At 61.0% G+C, this 19,374-nt stretch carries 17 protein-coding genes and 1 riboswitch; of the genes, 7 read left to right on the top strand and 10 right to left on the bottom strand.

Annotated features, from left to right (window positions below; all coding sequences use genetic code 11):
• Nucleotides 1-15 precede the first annotated feature (15 nt).
• Nucleotides 16-903 carry a LysR substrate-binding domain-containing protein gene (locus AC1D06_RS08615; protein WP_477985913.1) on the top strand — a complete coding sequence of 296 codons (888 nt, stop codon included), beginning with the start codon at nucleotides 16-18 and terminating at the stop codon, nucleotides 901-903.
• Here AC1D06_RS08615 and AC1D06_RS08610 read toward each other — a convergent pair.
• Nucleotides 883-2,802 carry a propionyl-CoA synthetase gene (locus tag AC1D06_RS08610; protein WP_477985912.1) on the bottom strand — a complete coding sequence of 640 codons (1,920 nt, stop codon included), beginning with the start codon at nucleotides 2,800-2,802 and terminating at the stop codon, nucleotides 883-885. The genes AC1D06_RS08615 and AC1D06_RS08610 overlap by 21 nt on opposite strands.
• Before the next feature lie 134 nt (nucleotides 2,803-2,936).
• Nucleotides 2,937-3,048, top strand: a riboswitch (TPP riboswitch).
• Nucleotides 3,049-3,092: 44 nt separating this feature from the next.
• On the opposite strand from AC1D06_RS08610, the gene thiB reads away from it, so the two are divergent.
• From thiB to AC1D06_RS08590, 4 genes are all read left to right on the top strand, one after another.
• The gene (gene thiB / locus AC1D06_RS08605; protein ID WP_477985911.1) at nucleotides 3,093-4,100 is read left to right on the top strand and encodes a thiamine ABC transporter substrate binding subunit; all 1,008 of its coding nucleotides are present in this window, start codon (nucleotides 3,093-3,095) and stop codon (nucleotides 4,098-4,100) included.
• 20 nt (nucleotides 4,101-4,120) lie between these two features.
• Nucleotides 4,121-5,707, top strand: coding sequence for a thiamine/thiamine pyrophosphate ABC transporter permease (gene thiP, locus AC1D06_RS08600; protein WP_477985910.1), 1,587 nt, complete (start codon nucleotides 4,121-4,123; stop codon nucleotides 5,705-5,707).
• The gene (locus AC1D06_RS08595) at nucleotides 5,704-6,390 is read left to right on the top strand and encodes a thiamine ABC transporter ATP-binding protein (protein ID WP_477985909.1); all 687 of its coding nucleotides are present in this window, start codon (nucleotides 5,704-5,706) and stop codon (nucleotides 6,388-6,390) included. The genes thiP and AC1D06_RS08595 overlap by 4 nt, the downstream gene beginning before the upstream one ends.
• A gap of 131 nt (nucleotides 6,391-6,521) precedes the next feature.
• A complete protein-coding gene (locus tag AC1D06_RS08590; RefSeq protein WP_477874785.1) occupies nucleotides 6,522-8,078 on the top strand; it encodes a M48 family metalloprotease in 1,557 nt (518 codons plus the stop codon).
• 100 nt (nucleotides 8,079-8,178) lie between these two features.
• On the opposite strand, the gene AC1D06_RS08585 is transcribed toward AC1D06_RS08590, so the two are convergent.
• The 6 genes from AC1D06_RS08585 to AC1D06_RS08560 all read right to left on the bottom strand — a co-directional run bounded on the left by AC1D06_RS08585 (nucleotide 8,179) and on the right by AC1D06_RS08560 (nucleotide 14,748).
• A complete protein-coding gene (locus AC1D06_RS08585) occupies nucleotides 8,179-8,769 on the bottom strand; it encodes a TetR/AcrR family transcriptional regulator (RefSeq protein WP_477985908.1) in 591 nt (196 codons plus the stop codon).
• 9 nt (nucleotides 8,770-8,778) lie between these two features.
• Nucleotides 8,779-9,270 (bottom strand): DinB family protein, encoded by a 492-nt coding sequence (locus tag AC1D06_RS08580; protein WP_477985907.1) that lies wholly within the window; start codon nucleotides 9,268-9,270, stop codon nucleotides 8,779-8,781.
• Between the two features lie 251 nt (nucleotides 9,271-9,521).
• The gene (locus AC1D06_RS08575) at nucleotides 9,522-10,094 is read right to left on the bottom strand and encodes a CarD family transcriptional regulator (RefSeq protein ID WP_477874791.1); all 573 of its coding nucleotides are present in this window, start codon (nucleotides 10,092-10,094) and stop codon (nucleotides 9,522-9,524) included.
• A gap of 452 nt (nucleotides 10,095-10,546) precedes the next feature.
• The gene (gene fdxA, locus AC1D06_RS08570) at nucleotides 10,547-10,885 is read right to left on the bottom strand and encodes a ferredoxin FdxA (protein WP_477874793.1); all 339 of its coding nucleotides are present in this window, start codon (nucleotides 10,883-10,885) and stop codon (nucleotides 10,547-10,549) included.
• A gap of 212 nt (nucleotides 10,886-11,097) precedes the next feature.
• On the bottom strand, nucleotides 11,098-11,484 hold the full coding sequence (locus tag AC1D06_RS08565; RefSeq protein ID WP_477985906.1) for an RNA-binding S4 domain-containing protein: 387 nt from the start codon (nucleotides 11,482-11,484) through the stop codon (nucleotides 11,098-11,100).
• Nucleotides 11,485-11,487: 3 nt separating this feature from the next.
• Complete coding sequence (locus AC1D06_RS08560; RefSeq protein WP_477985905.1) at nucleotides 11,488-14,748, bottom strand: helicase-related protein; 3,261 nt, start codon at nucleotides 14,746-14,748, stop codon at nucleotides 11,488-11,490.
• 802 nt (nucleotides 14,749-15,550) lie between these two features.
• Here AC1D06_RS08560 and AC1D06_RS08555 point away from each other — a divergent pair.
• Complete coding sequence (locus AC1D06_RS08555; RefSeq protein WP_477985904.1) at nucleotides 15,551-16,093, top strand: dihydrofolate reductase family protein; 543 nt, start codon at nucleotides 15,551-15,553, stop codon at nucleotides 16,091-16,093.
• Between the two features lie 109 nt (nucleotides 16,094-16,202).
• Here the strand turns inward: AC1D06_RS08555 and phbB are convergent, their stop codons facing one another.
• Both phbB and AC1D06_RS08545 read right to left on the bottom strand, forming a co-directional pair.
• On the bottom strand, nucleotides 16,203-16,928 hold the full coding sequence (phbB, locus tag AC1D06_RS08550) for an acetoacetyl-CoA reductase (RefSeq protein WP_477874801.1): 726 nt from the start codon (nucleotides 16,926-16,928) through the stop codon (nucleotides 16,203-16,205).
• Nucleotides 16,929-16,997: 69 nt separating this feature from the next.
• A complete protein-coding gene (locus AC1D06_RS08545; protein ID WP_477874803.1) occupies nucleotides 16,998-18,179 on the bottom strand; it encodes an acetyl-CoA C-acetyltransferase in 1,182 nt (393 codons plus the stop codon).
• A 278-nt stretch (nucleotides 18,180-18,457) separates the two neighbouring features.
• Between AC1D06_RS08545 and phaR the strand changes: the two genes are divergently transcribed.
• Nucleotides 18,458-19,042 (top strand): polyhydroxyalkanoate synthesis repressor PhaR, encoded by a 585-nt coding sequence (phaR, locus tag AC1D06_RS08540; protein WP_477874805.1) that lies wholly within the window; start codon nucleotides 18,458-18,460, stop codon nucleotides 19,040-19,042.
• 61 nt (nucleotides 19,043-19,103) lie between these two features.
• Here the strand turns inward: phaR and AC1D06_RS08535 are convergent, their stop codons facing one another.
• Nucleotides 19,104-19,325, bottom strand: coding sequence for a hypothetical protein (locus AC1D06_RS08535; protein WP_477985903.1), 222 nt, complete (start codon nucleotides 19,323-19,325; stop codon nucleotides 19,104-19,106).
• Between the last annotated feature and the right edge of the window lie 49 nt (nucleotides 19,326-19,374).

Here is a 19,374-nt window from a genome sequence, read left to right as displayed (position 1 = left end):
TAGTTTTCCTCACATATGGATCTGCCGCCCGCCAACGCTCTTCGCGCCTTCGAGGCCGCCGCGCGCCTGCTCAGCATTTCGCGGGCCGGTGATGAATTGAACGTGACGCATGCGGCGATCTCGCATCACGTCCGCCATATCGAGGATTGGATCGGCCAGCCGCTGTTCCGGAAATCCGGCCGCGCCATCGCGCTCACTGAGACGGGACTGGCCCTGAGCCTGGTGGTGACCGACAGCTTTCGCCAGATCGAGGCACAGTGCCGCGCGATCCGCCGGCCCGGCGCCGGTCATGGTCTGACTATTGCCTGCATTCCGTCGATTGCCGCCCGTTGGCTGATCCCGGCGCTGGCGGATTTTCGCTCGGCCCAGCCGGAATTGGCACTCAGGGTCGTCTATGCCCGGGCGAGCGACCGCCTCGGCGACCTCGACGCGGATGTGCTGATCACACTGACAGCGGGCGACGAACGCGGAACGTTGAATCACAGGCTTTTCTCGCGCGCCAATCGGCCGGTGGCGAGCCCACATTATCTGGCGCGCCGACCGGCGCCACTCGTCACTGTGATGGACATCGCCTCCGCCGACCTGCTGCATGATGAGAATCCGGCCAACTGGGCCGATTGGTTCCGCACAGCCCATGTACCATTGCCGCCGCTCAACGGCCCGATCTTCCAAGATTTCAACCTGCTGGCCACGGCCGTGGTCGCGGGCCATGGTGTGGCGCTCTGCCCGGTCGATGTCTTTTCGCGTGAAATCGCCGCCGGCGATCTCGTCGTGCTCTCGGACATCGCCACCCTGGAAAGCGAAAGCTACTTCATGGTCACTTCGGCGCGGGCATCGCATGAAACCCGCGCCTTCACCGGCTGGTTTTCGGCTCTGGTCGCCTCAGCGCGCGGGCTGGCATAGGCCGCGCGCCTTGAGCGCCTCGGTGATTTCCGTGAGGATGGCAGGATCGTCGATCGTTGCCGGCATTTTCCACGGTTCGCCATCGGCGATCTTCTGCATCGTGCCACGCAGGATTTTGCCCGAGCGCGTCTTCGGCAGCCTGCCAACGCAAAGCACCATCTTGAAGGCTGCGACGGGACCGATCTCCCGGCGCACCAGCGACACGACCTCCTGTTCGATCGCCGACGTTTCCCGTGAAACATTGGCCTTGAGCACCAGGAAGCCACAGGGGATCTGGCCCTTGAGCGCATCGGCGATACCGATCACGGCACTTTCGGCGACATCGGGATGGGTGGCACAGACCTCTTCCATCTGTCCGGTCGAAAGACGGTGGCCGGCGCAATTGATGATGTCGTCGGTGCGGGACATGATGAACAGATAGCCGTCCTCGTCGCGATAGCCGGCATCCGCAGTCTTGTAATAACCGGGGAATTCATCGAGGCAAGCTTTGTGGAACCGCTCGTCGGCATTCCAGAAGCTCGGGAGGCAGCCGGGCGGCAGCGGCAGCTTGATTGCGATATTGCCGAGCGTGCCAGGCGGCACGGCATGGCCGGCATCGTCGAGCACGTCGACCTGGTAGCCCGGCATGGGCAGGCTGGTCGAACCATATTTCATCGGCAGTGCCTCGATGCCAAGCGGATTGGCCGCGACCGGCCAGCCAGTTTCCGTCTGCCACCAGTGATCGACGACGGGTATGCCGAGCTGGTGCTCCGCCCATTTGAGTGTTTCCGGATCGGCCCGTTCGCCGGCGAGGAACAGGGCCCGCAGATGCGACATGGGATGTTTGCGGACCAGATCGCCGTTGGGATCGTCGCGGCGGATCGCTCGGAAGGCCGTGGGAGCGGTGAAGAATGCGTTGACGCCGTGCTCGGCAATGACGCGCCAGAAAGCGCCGGCATCGGGTGTGCCGACCGGCTTGCCCTCATAGAGCACGGTGGTGCAGCCGGCGAGCAGCGGACCGTAAACGATATAGGAATGGCCGACCACCCAGCCGATATCGGAGGCCGACCAATAGACCTCGCCCGACTTGACACCATAGATATTCTGCATCGACCAGCGCAGCGCGACCATATAGCCGCCATTGTCACGGATCACGCCCTTCGGCTGGCCCGTCGTGCCGGATGTGTAGAGAATATAGAGCGGATCGGTGGCGTTCACCGGCACGCAATCGATATTGTCCCCGCCTTCAGCGCGGATGCGGGCGATAGAATCGGAAAAATCCACGTCGCGACCGGGCTGCATGTCCGCCGCAAGCTCGGGCCGCTGCAGCAACAGGCAATGCTGCACCTTGTGGCGGGCAAGCGCGATGGCCTGATCCACCAGCGGCTTATAAGCGACGCTGCGGCCCGGTTCGAGCCCGCAACTCGCGGTGACAATCAGCTTCGCCTGGGAATCGTCGATACGGGTTGCCAGTTCCTGGGCGGCAAAGCCGCCGAACACGACGGAATGGATCGCGCCGATGCGGGCGCAGGCGAGCATGGAAAACAGTGCCTCGGGAACCATCGGCATATAGATGATCACCCGATCGCCCTTCTCGACACCCAGCGAGCGCAGCACACCGGCCACCGCCTTGATCTCGGCGAGCGCTTCCGCATAGGTGAAACTCGCCTTCCGGCCGGAGACGGGACTGTCGTAGATGATCGCCTTCTGGCCGCCGCGACCGGCGGCGACATGCCGGTCGATACAGTTGAAGCAAGTATTGGTCATGGCGTCCGGAAACCAGCGGCCGTAAGCGCCGGCTTTGGGATCGAAAATCTGCGTTGGAGGCTCGAACCAGTCGATTGCTCCTGCCGCCGTCCGCCAGAATGCCTCCGGATCACGCCGCCATTCGGCATAGACGTCACTATATGGACCCGCCATGTTTTCCTCCCAGGCCAGTCGTCGTTTGGAAGGATTATGAACAAATTTTCGGGGCTGGCAAAGCGAGACGAAAGCCGACAAGCCGACCGTCACCATGCCGCTTGTCAATTTCGTGACAGAGGTCTAATCATTGCCTTGCTCTAACGGGGTGCCTGGGCCGCTTGCGGTTCCTGGCTGAGAGGTTTCGACCAACCCGAAGAACCTGATCCGGCTCGTACCGGCGGAGGGATTAGACGGCAAAGAAGATTTCAGCGCCCTATTCCCGGTCATTTGAAACCATGGAGGCGCTGATGCGCAAGATTTCATTCCTGTCACTCGCTGCTGCGGCAGCATTGTCGTTTCTCTCGTCGGCGCATGCCGCCGAGAACACGCTGACCATCTATACCTATGAAAGCTTCACCGCCGATTGGGGGCCGGGACCGAAGGTCAAGGCGGCATTCGAAAAGGTCTGCGGCTGCAAGGTCAACTATGTCAGCCTTGCCGATGGCGTCGCCATCCTGACCCGACTCAAGATGGAAGGCGGGGCGACCAAGGCCGATATCGTGCTCGGCCTCGACAACAGCCTGACCGAAGAAGCCAAGGCCACCGGCCTGCTTGCGGAGCATGGCATTGATACGTCCAGCCTCGACGTGCCGGGCGGTTTCAAGGACCCTTATTTCGTGCCCTTCGACTACGGCCATTTCGCCATAGTCTACGACACGCAGACGGTGAAGAGCCCGCCGAAAAGCCTGAAGGAACTGGTCGACGGCGATCCGAAGGAGAAGCTCGCCATCGAGGATCCGCGCACCTCGACGCCCGGTCTCGGCATGCTGCTCTGGGTGAAATCCGTCTATGGCGACAAGGCGCCGGAGGCCTGGGCGAAGCTCAAGAAGCGTATTCTCACCGTTACCCCCGGCTGGTCGGAGGCCTATGGCCTGTTCACCAAGGGTGAGGCGCAGATGGTGCTCTCCTACACCACCTCGCCCGCCTATCACATGATTGCCGAAAAGGTGAATCGCTACCAGGCCGCCGATTTTGCCGAAGGCCATCCGATCCAGGTCGAAGTGGCGGCGATCACCAAGAGCGGCAATGCCGATCTGTCGCGGCAATTCCTGAAATTCATGATCAGCCCGGCTTTCCAGGACATCATCCCGGAAAACAACTGGATGATGCCAGTCGGCAAGACCTCGGCGCCGCTCGATCCGGTGTTTGGCAAGATCGTGCATCCGAAGATCACGCTCAACATCCCCGCAGCCGAGGTCGCCAGGAACCGCAAGGCCTGGATCGACGAGTGGCTGGCGGCAATGAGCATGAATTGATCGCTTAGCCGGACTGGGCAATGGATCGAGACCGGAAGATCTGGATTGCGCTGGGCTCTCTGAGCCTCGGCGCCATCCTTTTGTTCGTTGCGGCGGCCATTGGCATGTTGTTGGTGGCCGGTGGCGCCGATGCGTCCTGGCCGCCTTTTTCCTATATGGGGCATGTCACGTTGTTCACGCTCGAACAGGCGCTGGCATCGACGGTGCTGTCGATCGGGCTGGCGCTGCCGGCGGCGCTGGCGATCGCGCGGCGAGCGGATTTTCCCGGTCGGCCGCTCGTGCTTGGCCTGATGCTCCTGCCACTCGGCCTGCCGGTGCTGCCGGCCGTATTCGGCATCGTATCCATCTGGGGCCGGCAGGGCGTCGTCAACGATCTTTTCCGCATGACCGGCGTCGAGGATGCGGTGTCCATTTATGGGCTCGCCGGCATTCTCGTCGGCCATGTGTTCTTCAACCTGCCGCTGGCCGCGCGGCTGATGGTCAAGGCGCTGGAAAGCGTGCCGCGCGACGAATGGCGGCTGGCGGCCGGGCTTGATTTTTCTCGGATTTCGCTGTTCCGCTTCGTCGAATGGCCGGCGCTGCTGCGGGTCATTCCCGGCATTGCCGGACTGATCTTCATGCTCTGCGTCACCAGTTTCACCATCGTGCTGACGCTTGGCGGCGGTCCGCAGACCTCGACTTTGGAAGTGGCGATCTACCAGGCGCTGAAATTCGACTATGATCCGCCGCGGGCGCTGGCATTGAGCGCAGTGCAGCTGGTGCTGACGCTGCTCATCTTTTTGCTTTTGCGATTGTTTCCCGATCCGGAACAGGATCGTAGCGCAGTAAAGGGCAGGGCTTTCCGCACCGATGGCAGGACGGGTCTGTCGAAATTTTCTGATAGCCTGATTCTGGCGCTGTTTCTCATCTTCGTCGGTGCGCCGCTCGCGGCTCTGGTGGTCAGTGGCCTGCGCTCCAATCTTTTCCATCTTATCACCGATCCATTGTTCCAGCAGGCGCTGGTCACCAGTCTCGCGATCGCGGCCTGTGCCGGCCTTGTGGCGGTGCTGATCACCTTCGTCATGGCGCGGGCGCGGCTGGCGCTCAGGGTGTCGGGCGTCGCCGGCCTGTTTCGGCTGCCCGAATTCATGCTGCTCGTCCCGCCGCTGGCGCTCGGCTCCGGCTGGTTCATTCTCCTGCTGCGCAGCGGCATCGACGCGAATATCGCGCCGGTGCTCGTCGTGGCAATCAACATACTGATGGCCCTGCCCTTTACCGCCCGCGTGCTGGCGCCGGAGCTGAAGACACACCTCATTCGCACCAGCCAGCTCGCCGACAGCCTCGACCTCGAGGGCTGGAGCCGGCTCCGGCTGATTGACTGGCCAGTGCTTCGCCGGCCATTGTTCACGGCGCTTGGTTTCGGCATGGCGCTGTCGCTGGGCGATCTGGGTGCGGTCGCGCTGTTCGGCAGCGAGAACTTCATCACCCTGCCGGCGTTGCTTTACGCCAAGCTCGGCAGTTACCGCTCCACCGATGCTGCAGGACTGGCGCTGATTCTAGGCGCCATCTGTCTCGCGCTGATGCTGCCCGCCGTCCGCTCCAACCGCGCGCCCGGAGAATTGCCATGAGCACCGCCCTCCGATTGGATGCAGTCGAGACCCATTTCGGCCAGCGCCGGTTCTGTTACGATTTCGCCCTTGAAGGATCGGGAATCGTGGCGATCAGTGGCCCGTCTGGCGCCGGCAAGTCGACACTTTTCCATTTGCTGGCCGGTTTCGAGATCCCGAAGGCAGGTCGCGTCATTCTTGATGGGGCGGATGTCACGGCCTTTCCACCAGGAAAACGGCCGCTGACCTACATATTCCAGGACCACAATCTCTTTGCCCATCTCGATGTCTTCACCAATGTGGCGCTTGGTCTGTCGCCTTCCTTGAAGCTCGGCACCAATGACAAGGCGCGGATTTCGAACGCGCTTGCCGATGTCGGCCTGGCCGGCTTCGAAAAGCGCATGCCGCAGCAATTGTCGGGGGGCGAGCGGCAGCGTGTCGCCTTTGCCCGCGCTCTGGTGCGCAAACGACCCTTCCTGCTGCTCGACGAGGCCTTTGCCAGTCTCGACGAAACATTGCGGATCGGCATGGGCGAGCTGCTCGTCCGGTTGCAGCGGGACAATCAAATGATGGTGCTGATGATTTCGCATGACGCCCAGGAAATTTCCCGGCTCGCCGACCGCGTCGTGGAAATTCGCAATGGCCGCAATGTGTTCGCCGGCGATGTTGCAGTCTGGCAGCAATCCGCAGAATTCGCGGTTTAACGCCCTGCAAGCCTCAAATTCGACCGATTCCTTTAAGACTTTGTCATCCGCTTCCTCCCACTTTGTGCTATGCATCCGGGCTGGAAATCGGATAAAGGTCGGCCCGTGCCCGCCCGGCATGCCATGGGCAAATGAAGGACAGTGCTCTGACCGTCGAGAGCGTGAAAACAACCGGAAGCTCGATCGCAGCGGCCGTCCCACGGCAGCGGCGAAGCCGTGCGCGCGCCTTCTCGCGCGTCCTGCCGGTCCTCGCCACCACTCTGGCACTCACCGGATGCCAGTCGCTTCTCGAGCAGAGCTATCAGCCGGATGTACAGCCATCGCAGACGCCGCAAATCGTCGACGAGGTGCAGAAGAACGACCCGCGGGCAGAAATGGGCGCTCGCGAACGCCCGCGCATTCTCGCCACCTATGGCGGTGAGTATCAGGATGTGAAGACCGAGCAGCTTGTCGCCCGCATTACCGGTGCGCTGACGGCGGTCTCGGAAAACCCGAAGCAGACCTATCGCATCACCATCCTCAATTCGCCGGCGATCAACGCTTTCGCTTTGCCCGGCGGATATATCTATGTGACCCGCGGCCTGCTGGCATTGGCCGACGATGCTTCCGAAGTTGCAGCCGTGCTCAGCCATGAAATGGGTCACGTCACCGCCAATCACGGTATCCTTCGCCAGCAGAAGGAAGAGGCCGAAATGATCGCCAGCCGGGTGGTCACCGAGGTGCTTTCCTCCGAGCTCGCCGGCAAGCAGGCTTTGGCCCGCTCCAAGCTGAGGCTCGCGGCATTCTCTCGCGCCCAGGAGTTGCAGGCCGACCAGATCGGCGTGCGGATGTTGGGCGAAGCGGGCTACGATCCCTATGCCGCGGCGCGCTTTCTCGATACGATGGGCGCCTTCCAGAATTATAACGCCGGCGATCAGAACAGCGATCAGGGGCTCGACTTTCTCTCCACCCATCCGAGCACGCCGCAGCGCGTCGAACTGGCACGCATGCATGCGCGCCAGTTCGGCATGGATGGCAAGGTGGGCGACAAGGGTCGCGACTATTTCCTCGCCGGCATAGATGGTCTGCTCTATGGCGACAGCCCGACAGAAGGCTACGTTCGTGGCGAGACCTTCCTGCACCCCAATCTCGGCATCCGCTTCGACGTGCCGCCGAATTTCCGCATCGACAACAAGGCGGAAGCGGTTATGGCGACCGGTCCGAACCAGGTGGCGATCCGCTTCGATCTCGTCGACGACACGTCCGGGGGTAGCCTGACGGACTACATTTCCAGCGGCTGGGTGACGGGTCTGATGCCGGAGACGATCCGGCCGGCCTTCGTCAACGGCATGCCGGCTGCCACGGCGCGCGCTTCGGCCGAGCGCTGGGATTTCGACGTCACCGTGGTTCGCAACGGGCCGAAAATCTATCGGTTCCTGACCGCGGTGCCGAAGGGTGACGCCAACGACCTGCAGCTGACGGCAGCAAAGCTGCGTGCCAGCTTCCGCCGACTCACCCCGGCCGAAATCACCAATCTCAAGCCGCTACGCATCCGTGTCGTCGTCGTCGGTGCATCGGATACGGTCGCGACGCTTGCCAATCGCATGCTCGGCACCGAGCGCAAGCCGGAACTCTTTCGCCTTTTGAACGGCATGTCGGTCGACGCGACGGTGAAGCCTGGCGACAAGGTAAAGATCGTCGCCGAATAACGCGCTAAGCGCATCGCGATCCTTCAGATCGCTTTGGCGCTTGGCTCTTTTTGCGCATATCTTTATCCCGAAACCGGTGACCACTGTCGGGAGACATGGTCTATTCCTCCACGCCGACCGATCGGAAGAAATGAGTGATGATCGCTGCGAGCAGTTTTTCGCGGTTTTCCATATCTTCATTGCCGGGCTCGTTGACTGCACCGTGCAGGGCGTTGAACAGGAACACTGCTGTGAGGTGGGGATGGTCGACTGCCCAGGCAGCGGTTTTCGCACCGGCCTCCAGAAGTTCTTCCAGACTGTCGATCAGGACGTTGCGCGTCAGCCCCTCACGATTCGGTGGCGGGGCGATAACGAAAACCAGGTGATGCAGCGGTCCCGACTCAAGATACTGGATCGCGCAGCTTCTTGCCCAGCCGGCGAGCCGGCCTTCGAAATCCGCCGGCTTGCATGCCTCGACCGCTGCGGTGACGGCATTGGCCATGTTCTGCACGAAGCGCTGCCGCAAGGCGTCCAGGATTTCCGTCTTCGAGGGGAATTGCAGGTAGAACGTTCCCTTGGCGACCTCGGCAGCGGTGGTGATGTCCTCGACGGTCGTCTGTTCGAAGCCCTGTGCCAGGAAGAGTTTTTCGGCGGCGTTCATGAGATCGTCGCGGCGCTCGGTGGCGGGTTTGGTTCTTGGTTTGGACGACATTTGATGTGCTCAGCCGCGGCGAGAGGGATCGGATCGATGCAGATAGCCGGTGAAGACGTCGCGCGCGCCAACGGCACTGATCTCGGGCAGCATGCTGCCGATTTCGCCGCGGTGGTAGCCGTCATGGGTGATGATATGCGCCAGCATTTCGGCGCGGGTCATGCGGCCTCGGCCGCCATCGGTAAAGGTAAACTCGATGCTTTCGCCCAGCATGTCATCGTCCAGGGTCGCGGCGAAATCGACGTACCAGCTGTCTATCTCGCGAAGGTCGGCTGAGAGTTGTGGCAGGGGTGGAACGTCATCGCTCCAGCTTGTCGAATAGGTGTGGGCGCGTTCTTGCAGGTTGGCGGCAAAGATGCGGTCGACCATGTAGACGTGGTTGAGGGTACGGAGAGCGGCCTGAAGTTCCGGCGTCTGAGCGAGGCCGGCGAGAGCGTCGAGGAGCTCGGCGTCGGCACTGGCTTTATACTGCAGCAGCGAAGTGAGAAGAGCTTGCGTCATTGGGTCCTCGTTGGCGTTTGAAATTATCGATGGTATGAAGCCTTTTAGCGAATGACTGTCGGTCAGTCAATATCTGAAAATGGCTCGAGACTATCATGGTCGTCGGGCCTGGATCCTTCGAGGCATCGCGAGGGCTCCGCCTACGAAATGCACCTCAGGTTTGGCTATTGCCACAAGGCCCAATCGCCAAACTGCAGACAACAAAAAACCCGGGACGAGCCCGGGTTTTTGCATTCCAGACGGGACGAGCCTTATGCGGCTTCGTCCTGCTCGTCTTCCTCGGTCAGCTTGCCGGCGCGACGCGGGCTCTTGGCGAGGTTGGTCTCGACGAGGCGAACGGCTTCGGTCTCGGACATCTTGTTGACAGCGGCGATTTCGCGCGCCATGCGGTCCAGGGCCTGTTCATAGAGCTGGCGCTCCGAATAGGACTGTTCCGGCTGATTGTCGGCACGGTAGAGATCGCGCACGACTTCGGCGATCGAAATCAGGTCGCCGGAATTGATCTTCGCGTCATATTCCTGCGCACGGCGCGACCACATGGTGCGCTTGATGCGGGCCTTGCCCTGAACGACCTTGAGGGCACGATCGACGAAATCCGTCTCCGAAAGCTTGCGCATGCCGATGCTCACGGCCTTGGCGACCGGAACCTTCAGACGCATTTTGTCCTTTTCGAAATCGATAACAAAAAGCTCAAGCTTCATGCCGGCGACTTCCTGTTCCTCGATGGTCACGATCTGACCCACGCCATGGGCGGGATAGACGATCGATTCACCGGTCTTGAAGCCCTGGCGGGTGGAAGAGGGTTTCTTGATCTGGGTTGTCATGCTTGTCACAAACTCCCTAATATGCTTCCGGCGAACCGGGTACGGCCTCGCATGGCCGGGGATAGGCGGATAGTGCCTGGCTGCCTCTGACTGGGCCCGCATGCAAATCGCAGACAAAACCGTTCACGCGGTACATATGAAAACAGGCAACCGTGGAGGCGCATATTTCAAAGAAACCGCATTTAGGGATCGGTGCTTTCGTGATGTGTGGGCAAATTGTGCCCCTCGGGATCAGTGGGGCGTTGTATAACACAAAAATCCGTGGAAATCAATAATTTGCTTTGACTGCGGCAAAGCGATGCGCCAGCCGCTGCAAATCACCTGTGCAGCTTGCGCCCGGAAGCCGCGCTCGCCTACGCATCGCCCGCAATGTGCCGACGGCCTGTCCCGTTCGCGCCGCCGCAGAAAAGACAGCCTCCGTCTGGAGGCGCCATCCGTCACACTGGCCTGTCTCAGTCGCCCTGTCCAGGCTCCGACGAGAAATATTTCTCGAACTTGCCTTCGATGCCGTCCATCTCCTTGGCCTCCGGCAAAGGGTCGCGCTTCTGCGTGATGTTGGGCCAGATCGACGCGTATTCCGCGTTCAATTTCAGCCACTTGTCGAGGCCTGACTCCGTGTCGGGCTTGATCGCTTCGGCTGGGCATTCCGGTTCGCAGACGCCGCAATCAATGCATTCGTCCGGATGGATCGCGAGGAAATTTTCGCCCTCGTAAAAACAGTCGACCGGGCAGACTTCGACGCAGTCGGTATATTTGCACTTGATGCAGTTGTCGGTCACGACATAGGTCATGTGACACTCCAGATGATATTCCATTTCGGGGGATCCGGGCGATCCCCATTTTCGTCGTCAACTACCGAGTTTGACCAGCCTTTGCAAGGACTGGACGGCCAAAAGCAGCCCTGCATTTATTGCAATTCTGCCCTGCTTTCTTGCCCGGTTGGTAAAATTTTCCAGGAAAGCCGCCATGGCGCTCATGGCTCCCGGCGAAAGAGGAAATTTCGTCAATCCTCGCCGAAGTCGAGCCGACCCTTGAGGCGGTCGATCTCGCGCCGCTCTTTCTTCTCCGGACGTCCGGCGCCGGGATCGCGCGTCGCCTGCTCGAAACGACTCAGCTTCTCGCGCGGCGGCGAGATGTCTTCATAGAGCAGTTTTGCTTCTTCGTAAGGCCTGCGGCTTTCGCCGGGCGCCTTGACGATGACCACGACGTCGCGCTCGGCAGTCATGACGCCCAGTCGGTCGCCGACCCTGACGTCGGCACTTGGGCGCTTGACCTTTTCATTATTGACTGTGACATGACCCGCCTCGACCCAGGTCTGCGCCAGCGTCCGCGATTTGGCGATGCGGGCGAAGAACAGCCATTTGTCGATGCGCTGTCGGTCGGCGGCCATGGACTATTTCTTCATCTGCTCCTTCAGGATCGCGAGCTTGGCGAAGGGAGAGTCCGGATCGATCGGCTTGTCCTTGCGGGCCGGCTTGGCTTCGAAGCGCTGCGGCTGTGCGGAGGGACGGTTACCCTTGTCGGGGCGCGGACCACGATGCTGCTCGCCTTCCGGGCGCTGGCGATTTTCGCGCGGCGGCCGATTGTCGGCTCGCTGTTCGCCATGACCGTCGGCCGGCCGACCCTCGCGACGCTGCTCACCACGCTCGCCCCGGTCCTGGCGTTCGCCGCGCTCGCGCTGCGGTCCGCGATGTTCGCCCTGACGCTGCTCGCCTTGGCGATGTTCACCCTGACGGGGTTCACCCTGGCGCTGCTCGCCGCCAGGACGGCCCTGGCGATCGTTGCGGCGGCCGCCTTCGCGGCTGTTCTGGTTGCCGGCTTCGCGACGCTGTCCGTTGCGGTTCTGGTTTTGGTTCTGATTTTCCTGGCGTCCGCCACCGGGCCGCCAGAGGAGCACGCGCTTTTCCTCGACCGGTGCAGCTTCGGCACTTTCCAATGCCGCGCTCTCAACAGTCGATGCCTCGGCCTCTGCAACTGGTTCGGCTGCAGCGGCTTCGGTCGTCTCCTCGGTCTTCACCTCTGCAGAGGCTTCTTCGGTCTCCTCGGTTTCGGCCGGCGCATTGTCGGCAGCGGCCTCTTCCGGCTTGTCTTCATCGATGGATACAGCGCCTTCCTCGGCAGTTGCCGCAACCGCGGTCGCAGTCGACTCGGCGGCCGCCGGCTGCGCCTGGGCCGGCGCGGTGGAAGCGAGATGGGCGGCGGCTTCTTCGGCGGTCACGCTGTCGGCGCGGTAACCGAGGCCCTTTAGAATCTCTTCCATGTCGTCAGCGGTGGCGCCGAGAATGGAGAGCATGGCCGGCGTGGCGACGAAGCGGCGACCGTCATAGGCGCCTTCGGGACGATTCTGTGCACCGGGCTTCCATTGCAGCAGCGGACGGATGAGGTCGGCCAGGCGTTCGAGGATATCGATGCGGACGGCGCGCTTGCCCAGGAACCGGAAGCCGGCGAGACGGTAGAAATTGCGCTCGAAGGACTGATCGGTGACGATCGATGTGCGGCCGGCGGCCAGCGCCGGGATCAGGTCGCCATAACCAGGCTTGCTGAGCGCGTCGTTCCTGAGCGACCAGAGAAGCGTGATCAGTTCGGCCGGAGCGGGCTTCAAAAGCGCCGGCATGAAGACGTGATAGGCGCCGAAGCGGATACCATATTTGCGCAGCGAGGCACGGCCTTCCTGATCCAGCGCCTTGACGTCGTCGGTGACGTCGCGGCGGAACAGGACGCCGAGATTTTCGGCGATCTGGTAGGCCAGGCCCTTGGCGATGCCCTGCAGGTCTTCGGCACGCGTCAGGTCGTCGAGCGGCTTCAGCACAGTGGCGATGTGGTGATTGACGAAGCGCTCGATGCGGGCCTGGACATGCTCGCGGGCGTGGCCGGAAAGCAATTCGTCCGCCAGAAGCACGATGCGCGGCCGCATGATGTGGTCGGACGCCGTCAGCCTTGCCACGGGTTCGCCGAGCCAGCGCACCAGGCCGTCATTGGCGAGCGCCAGATCGTTGTTGCCGGCAGCATGCAGGCGCGCGGCGCGTGCCTCGTATTCCAGGGCAAGGGCCTTGCTGGCAGCGCTTTCGACTGCCTTCAAATCCTGGCCGTCGGTTGCACTCGCCAGAGTGAACCGGAAGCCCGATAACTGACCCACATGATGCCCTTCGACAAAGACATCGCCATTCACACTGATTTCAGCTTCCAGCATAGCATTCTCTCTTAGGCGCCTCATGAGCACAGATGTCCTGCGATCAACGAAGCGTTTGGTCAACCGTTCATGCAGCGCGTCCGAGAGGCGGTCCTCGATATCGCGCGTTTTTTCCTGCCAGTGTGCCGGGTCTGCAAGCCAGCCCGGCCGGTTGGACACATAAGTCCAAGTCCTGATTTGTGCAATACGCGCCGACAGCGTATCCATCTCGCCATCCGTGCGATCGGCGCGGCGCACCTGCTCGGCAACAAAATCCTCATTGACGGCACCATGCCGGACGATGTCCTTGTAAATGGCGGCGACGAGATCGGAATGCTGCAGCGAGGTGATCCGCCGGTAATCGGGGAGTGCGCAAATCTCCCAGAGCTTTTCCACCCTTTCGCGCGTCGTGGCAAGCTCCAAAATGTCCGGATAGCGCTCCAAATGTTCGAGCGCCTGCAGATCGTCGGACGGTAGCGCCTTGGTCAGGCCCTGTACGCGCGGCGGCATTTCAAGGCTCGCCTTGAGGGCGACGATCGAAGAATAGTCGAGCACCTTGGAGCGCCATTGCATCACACGCACCGGGTCGAATTCATGACTTTCGATGCGCCGCACCATTTCATCGTCGAAGGGCGGGGTCTGGCCGGTGACACCGAATGTGCCGTCCTTGATATAGCGGCCGGCACGGCCGGCGACCTGGCCGAGTTCGCCTGGATTGAGGTTGCGGTATTGGAAACCGTCGAATTTGCGGTCCTGGGCGAAGGCGACGTGATCGACGTCAAGGTTCAGGCCCATGCCGATCGCGTCGGTGGCGACGAGATATTCGACATCGCCTTCCTGATAGAGCGCCACCTGGGCATTGCGGGTGCGGGGGCTCAGCGCGCCGAGAACGACGGCCGCACCGCCACGCTGGCGCTTGACCAGTTCGGCAATGGCATAGACCTCGTCGGCCGAAAAGGCGACGATGGCCGAGCGATGCGGCAGGCGGGTGATCTTCTTCTGGCCGGCATAGAAGAGCTGCGACAGCCTGGGACGCTCGACCACCGTGATGCCGGGCAGGATCTGGGTAAGGATCGGCTTCATCGTCGCTGCACCAAGCAGCAGCGTTTCCTCGCGGCCGCGCAGGTTCAGGATGCGGTCGGTGAAAACATGGCCGCGCTCGAGATCGGCAGCAATTTGCACCTCGTCGATGGCGACGAAGGCGGCGCGAGTCTGGTCCGGCATGGCCTCGACGGTGCAGACGGAAAAGCGGGCTGTGGGCGGGGCGATCTTCTCCTCGCCGGTGATCAGCGCCACATTGGCGACACCCACCTTGTCGGCGACGCGGGTATAGACCTCGCGCGCGAGGAGCCTGAGCGGCAGGCCGATGATGCCGGAGGAATGCGCCACCATGCGTTCGATCGCGTAGTGCGTCTTGCCGGTATTGGTGGGCCCGAGCACCGCGGTGACGCCGCGGCCGCTCAATATCAGGGGATCGGAATTCAAATCAGTCCAGTCCAGGCTTCATTTCGGCCGGCGCGAAGCCGGGGTGGCATTCCTTGCATCTCCTTTGTTGCAATTGCAAGACAGGATCTCGGCAAGGTCGAAAACGCACAAAAGGTCAGCCGCATACATAGGGAGGAATTGAGGAAACGACAAATCCGCAAGGTTCGGAACAGGTTAAGAACGAATCAGCGACGAATCGATGACTCGCTCGTGTTCTTTTTATGTTCTACACAACATGTAGTAGGTAGTACAAGATTCACGGCGACATCCTGAATCGATTCAAATTGCAGCGCTTATCCGGCAAATAACGTCATCGAAGTCGCAAAATGTGCGTCAAATACGCCTATAGGATATGGTTAATGATTTGATACCGCTTGATTTCTGTCAATCGAGAACGAAAGGTGTGAGACGCGAACCAATTTCGAACGAATCGCAGACGAATCAAGGCGGTAGCCAAGTTTCCGATTTGTTCGACACAAAATATAGTGGTTTTGGAACGCATTAACCATGCTCGGAGGCCATGCGTGAAAAATACAAGAAAAAAGAACGGCGAATAGCTGTTTCGCGGTACTGGCGCCTGGTTGCATTGTGGGGAAATCGTACAGGTGCGCTGCGAAAGGCGATGAATGCGCTGCATGAACCGAGGCGGAACGAATCGCTGACGAATCGGTGACCTCCATCGCTTCCCGGTTTGTTCACCGCAATATGTTGTGTAATAACAGATCGTTAACCCTGTTGCTGGAAGTCACGGCGGTTCACTGTTTTCCGCTTGCCGGCATTTGAGAGTGTCGAAGGAGCAGAAATGATCGACGGACGCGTGTTCATTGCCACCAGTCTTGAAGGTTTTATCGCCCGCAGCGACGGCGCGATAGACTGGCTGCCGGGGCTGGATACCGACGGCGGCGACTATGGCTATAGCGCCTTCCTTGAAACCGTCGACGGAATCATCATGGGACGCGGCAGCTTCGAGCAGGTGCGTCGCTTTGATCCATGGCCGTACCCCAAACCTGTCATCGTGATGAGCCGGTCGCTGAAACAGCACGACCTGGAGAGTTCCTTTGAGGGCAAGGTGACGATTTCGGCAGAGGCGCCGGAAGCGCTTGCAGCAGAATTGGCGGGCAGAGGCTGGAAAGCGGCTTATGTGGATGGCGGCAAGATCATCCAGTCCTTCCTTCGCGCCGGACTGATCACGGATATGATCATCACGCGTATCCCGATTTTGATAGGAGATGGGATTCCTCTCTTCGGGCCGGTCGACGAGGACATTCAGCTGCAACATTGTGAGACGACGGCTTATCCGTCGGGTCTGGTGCAGTCACGGTATGCGGTGAGACGACAAGAGTAAGCGCGTCGCATCTGTAGCGCGCTTGTGGTGGACGGGGCCGTCATCGGGTCGAGCCCGAAAACGACACCGTCCAACACTGTGCCTGTATCAGTTCCTGATGGTGCAGCGATCAGACGAAATACTGGCCGCCATTGGCGGTGATCGTCGAGCCGGTGATGAAGCCGGCATCGTCGGAGGCGAGGAAGACGACGCAGCGGGCGATCTCTTCCGGCTCACCCAGCCGGCCGACCGGGATCTGCGGGATGATGCGTTCGTTCAGCACCTTTTCCGGCACGGCCCTGACCATTTCCGTGCCGATATAGCCCGGGCAGATGGCGTTGACGGTAATGCCCTTGGCGGCACCTTCCTGGGCGAGCGACTTGGTGAAACCGAGGTCGCCGGCCTTGGCGGCGGAATAGTTGGCCTGACCCATCTGGCCCTTCTGCCCATTGATCGAGGAGATGTTGACGATGCGGCCGAAGGAGCGGTCGCGCATGCCCGACCAGACCGGATGCGTCATGTTGAACAGGCCGGTGAGATTGGTGTTGATCACCGCATTCCACTGATCCGGCGTCATCTTGTGGAACATGGCGTCGCGGGTGATGCCGGCATTGTTGACGAGAACCTCGACGGGGCCGAGATCGGCTTCGACTCTGGCGATGCCGTCGGCGCAGGCTTCGTAGCTCGACACATCCCATTTATAGGCGGCAATGCCGGTTTCCTTGGTGAAGGCCGCGGCGGCTTCGTCGTTGCCCGCATAGTTGGCGGCGACCTTATAGCCGGCATTCTTCAGTGCGATGGAAATCGCGGCGCCAATACCGCGGGTACCGCCGGTGACGAGGGCTGTTCTGCTCATCTGTTCCTCTCCCCTTTAAGCTGTTATTTAAAAGCAAGACGGCCGGGCATTGCCCGGCCGTCGATCTCATCACATCGCTTCGACGCACATGGCGATGCCCATGCCGCCGCCGATGCAGAGCGTGGCCAGGCCTTTCCTTGCCGAGCGGCGCTTCATTTCGAACAGCAGCGTGTTGAGAACACGGGCGCCGGAAGCGCCGATCGGATGGCCGATTGCGATGGCGCCGCCGTTGACGTTGACGATTTCCGGGTTCCAGCCGAGGTCCTTGTTGACGGCGCAAGCTTGGGCGGCGAAAGCCTCGTTGGCTTCGACGAGATCGAGGTCGCCGACCGACCAGCCGGCCTTTTCCAGCGCCCGGCGCGAAGCGGGGATCGGGCCGGTGCCCATGATCTTCGGGTCGACGCCAGCCGTGGCCCAGGAGACGATGCGGGCGAGCGGAGTGATGCCACGCTTGGCAGCTTCGGCTTCGGTCATCAGCAGCGCGGCCGCGGCGCCGTCATTGAGACCCGAGGCGTTGCCGGCGGTCACGGTGCCGTCCTTGTCGAAGGCCGGGCGCAGCTTCTGCATGCCTTCGAGCGTGGCGCCGAGGCGGATATATTCGTCGCTGTCGACGATGGTGTCGCCCTTCCGGCCCTTGATTGTCACCGGTATGATCTCGTCCTTGAAGCGGCCGGCCACCTGAGCGGCTTCGGCTTTGTTCTGCGACGCAAGCGCGAAGGCGTCCTGTTCGTCACGGGTCAACTGCCACTGCCGAGCGACGTTTTCGGCGGTGATGCCCATATGATAGCCGTGGAAGGCGTCAGTCAGGCCATCCTTGATCATCGTGTCGATCATCTTGAAGTCGCCCATCTTCACGCCGGAGCGCAGATGCTGGCAATGCGGCGCCATGGACATCGATTCCATGCCGCCGGCGACGATGATGTTCGCATCACCGCTGACGATCTGCTGCATGCCCAGCGCCACGGCGCGCAGTCCGGAGCCGCAGAGCTGGTTGATGCCGATGGCGGTCTTCTCGACCGGGATGCCGGCCAGGACGGCGGACTGGCGAGCCGGATTCTGGCCTTCACCGGCCTGCAGCACCTGGCCGAGGATGACCTCGTCGACTTCCGCTGCCTCGACATTGGCGCGCTCGAGTACGCCCTTGATGACGGCAATGCCGAGCTCATGCGCCGGCGTATTGGCGAAGCTGCCGTTGAATGAGCCGACCGCGGTGCGGGCCGCGCTGGCGATGACGATGGACGGGCTGCTCATGGTATTTCCTCCGTGTAATTTAGCGTGACAGTGGCAAACGGCCGTAGAGCTGTCAATGACGTGCAATTGCGACGTTGGTTTAACGCTCCGCGGATTTGTTCATTGCTGAACCATATCATGCCGCAGTGCGTTCATTGCGCAACAAAAAATTTTGGCACCTCACGCCGCAATGCACAAAACCGATTGTCTTTGCTTGGGTTTCGCATAGACTGGACAAAACGCCGCAAAGTCCGGGAGGGCGGCGTCGCAATAAAAATAAGTGGGATCAGGAGGAATTCATGGCAAAGAGCGACGGCCAGATCATTATTAAAAAGTATGCCAACCGGCGGCTCTATAATACGGGTACAAGCACTTATGTGACGCTCGACGATCTGGCCCAGATGGTCAAGCGCGGCGAGGATTTTGCCGTGCAGGACGCCAAGAGCGGCGATGACATCACCCATTCCGTGCTCACGCAGATCATCTTCGAGCAGGAATCGAAGAACGGCAATACACTTCTGCCGATCTCCTTCCTGCGGCAGCTGATTTCCTACTACGGCGACCAGATGCAGTCCTTCGTCCCGTCCTATCTCGAACAGTCGATGCATGCCTTCGGCGAACAGCAGACGCAGATACGCGAGCATATGGCCAAGACTCTGGGCGACACGCCGCTGGCGAAGAACTTACAAATCCCGATGCAGCTGATGGAAGAGCAGATCAAGCGCAATACCGAGATTTTCCAGAAGGCCATGGAAGCCTTTACGCCATTCTCGGTTGCCGCCAAGGCGGAGAGCAAGGAGCCTGCGCGGAAGGCGGACGCCAAGGACGTCGAGGACCTGAAAGAGCAGCTCAGAGCGTTGCAGGCGAAGATCGAGAATATGTGAGGGGCTGACCTCACGACATCGCCGGAAGCCGCTTTCGGCGTGGCGTCAAGCTCAGACGCGCTCACGTCGGATCATCGAAGATATGATCATCGCGGTGCCTGGCATCGCGCCATGCAGAGCTTTCATCCACAAGCCGCTTCGCCTGCATCAGCCGCAGGCCAGCATCATGAAAGGCTGAGACAGACTCCAGCTTGGAATAGCCGCGGTGTCGCAGCTTCGCCAAAATCTCATCCTCGGTTTCACCTGCTTCGGGTGAGCGCTTTATCTCCGCGCCGAGAAGCATGCTTGCGAGTCTTTCCCTGTGGTGCCCGATCGATCGCAGAATTTCACAT

The organism is Rhizobium sp. P2_G2, assembly GCF_056403555.1.
This window is presented reverse-complemented; position numbering and strand designations above follow the sequence as displayed.

Bases quoted from the DNA above. Each gene is read 5' to 3' on its own strand.
- AC1D06_RS08615 (WP_477985913.1), top strand. From the start codon at position 16: ATGGATCTGCCGCCCGCCAACGCTCTTCGCGCCTTCGAGGCCGCCGCG.
- AC1D06_RS08610 (WP_477985912.1), bottom strand. From the start codon at position 2,802: ATGGCGGGTCCATATAGTGACGTCTATGCCGAATGGCGGCGTGATCCG.
- thiB (WP_477985911.1), top strand. From the start codon at position 3,093: ATGCGCAAGATTTCATTCCTGTCACTCGCTGCTGCGGCAGCATTGTCG.
- thiP (WP_477985910.1), top strand. From the start codon at position 4,121: ATGGATCGAGACCGGAAGATCTGGATTGCGCTGGGCTCTCTGAGCCTC.
- AC1D06_RS08595 (WP_477985909.1), top strand. From the start codon at position 5,704: ATGAGCACCGCCCTCCGATTGGATGCAGTCGAGACCCATTTCGGCCAG.
- AC1D06_RS08590 (WP_477874785.1), top strand. From the start codon at position 6,522: ATGAAGGACAGTGCTCTGACCGTCGAGAGCGTGAAAACAACCGGAAGC.
- AC1D06_RS08585 (WP_477985908.1), bottom strand. From the start codon at position 8,769: ATGTCGTCCAAACCAAGAACCAAACCCGCCACCGAGCGCCGCGACGAT.
- AC1D06_RS08580 (WP_477985907.1), bottom strand. From the start codon at position 9,270: ATGACGCAAGCTCTTCTCACTTCGCTGCTGCAGTATAAAGCCAGTGCC.
- AC1D06_RS08575 (WP_477874791.1), bottom strand. From the start codon at position 10,094: ATGACAACCCAGATCAAGAAACCCTCTTCCACCCGCCAGGGCTTCAAG.
- fdxA (WP_477874793.1), bottom strand. From the start codon at position 10,885: ATGACCTATGTCGTGACCGACAACTGCATCAAGTGCAAATATACCGAC.
- AC1D06_RS08565 (WP_477985906.1), bottom strand. From the start codon at position 11,484: ATGGCCGCCGACCGACAGCGCATCGACAAATGGCTGTTCTTCGCCCGC.
- AC1D06_RS08555 (WP_477985904.1), top strand. From the start codon at position 15,551: ATGATCGACGGACGCGTGTTCATTGCCACCAGTCTTGAAGGTTTTATC.
- phbB (WP_477874801.1), bottom strand. From the start codon at position 16,928: ATGAGCAGAACAGCCCTCGTCACCGGCGGTACCCGCGGTATTGGCGCC.
- AC1D06_RS08545 (WP_477874803.1), bottom strand. From the start codon at position 18,179: ATGAGCAGCCCGTCCATCGTCATCGCCAGCGCGGCCCGCACCGCGGTC.
- phaR (WP_477874805.1), top strand. From the start codon at position 18,458: ATGGCAAAGAGCGACGGCCAGATCATTATTAAAAAGTATGCCAACCGG.
- AC1D06_RS08535 (WP_477985903.1), bottom strand. From the start codon at position 19,325: ATGCTTCTCGGCGCGGAGATAAAGCGCTCACCCGAAGCAGGTGAAACC.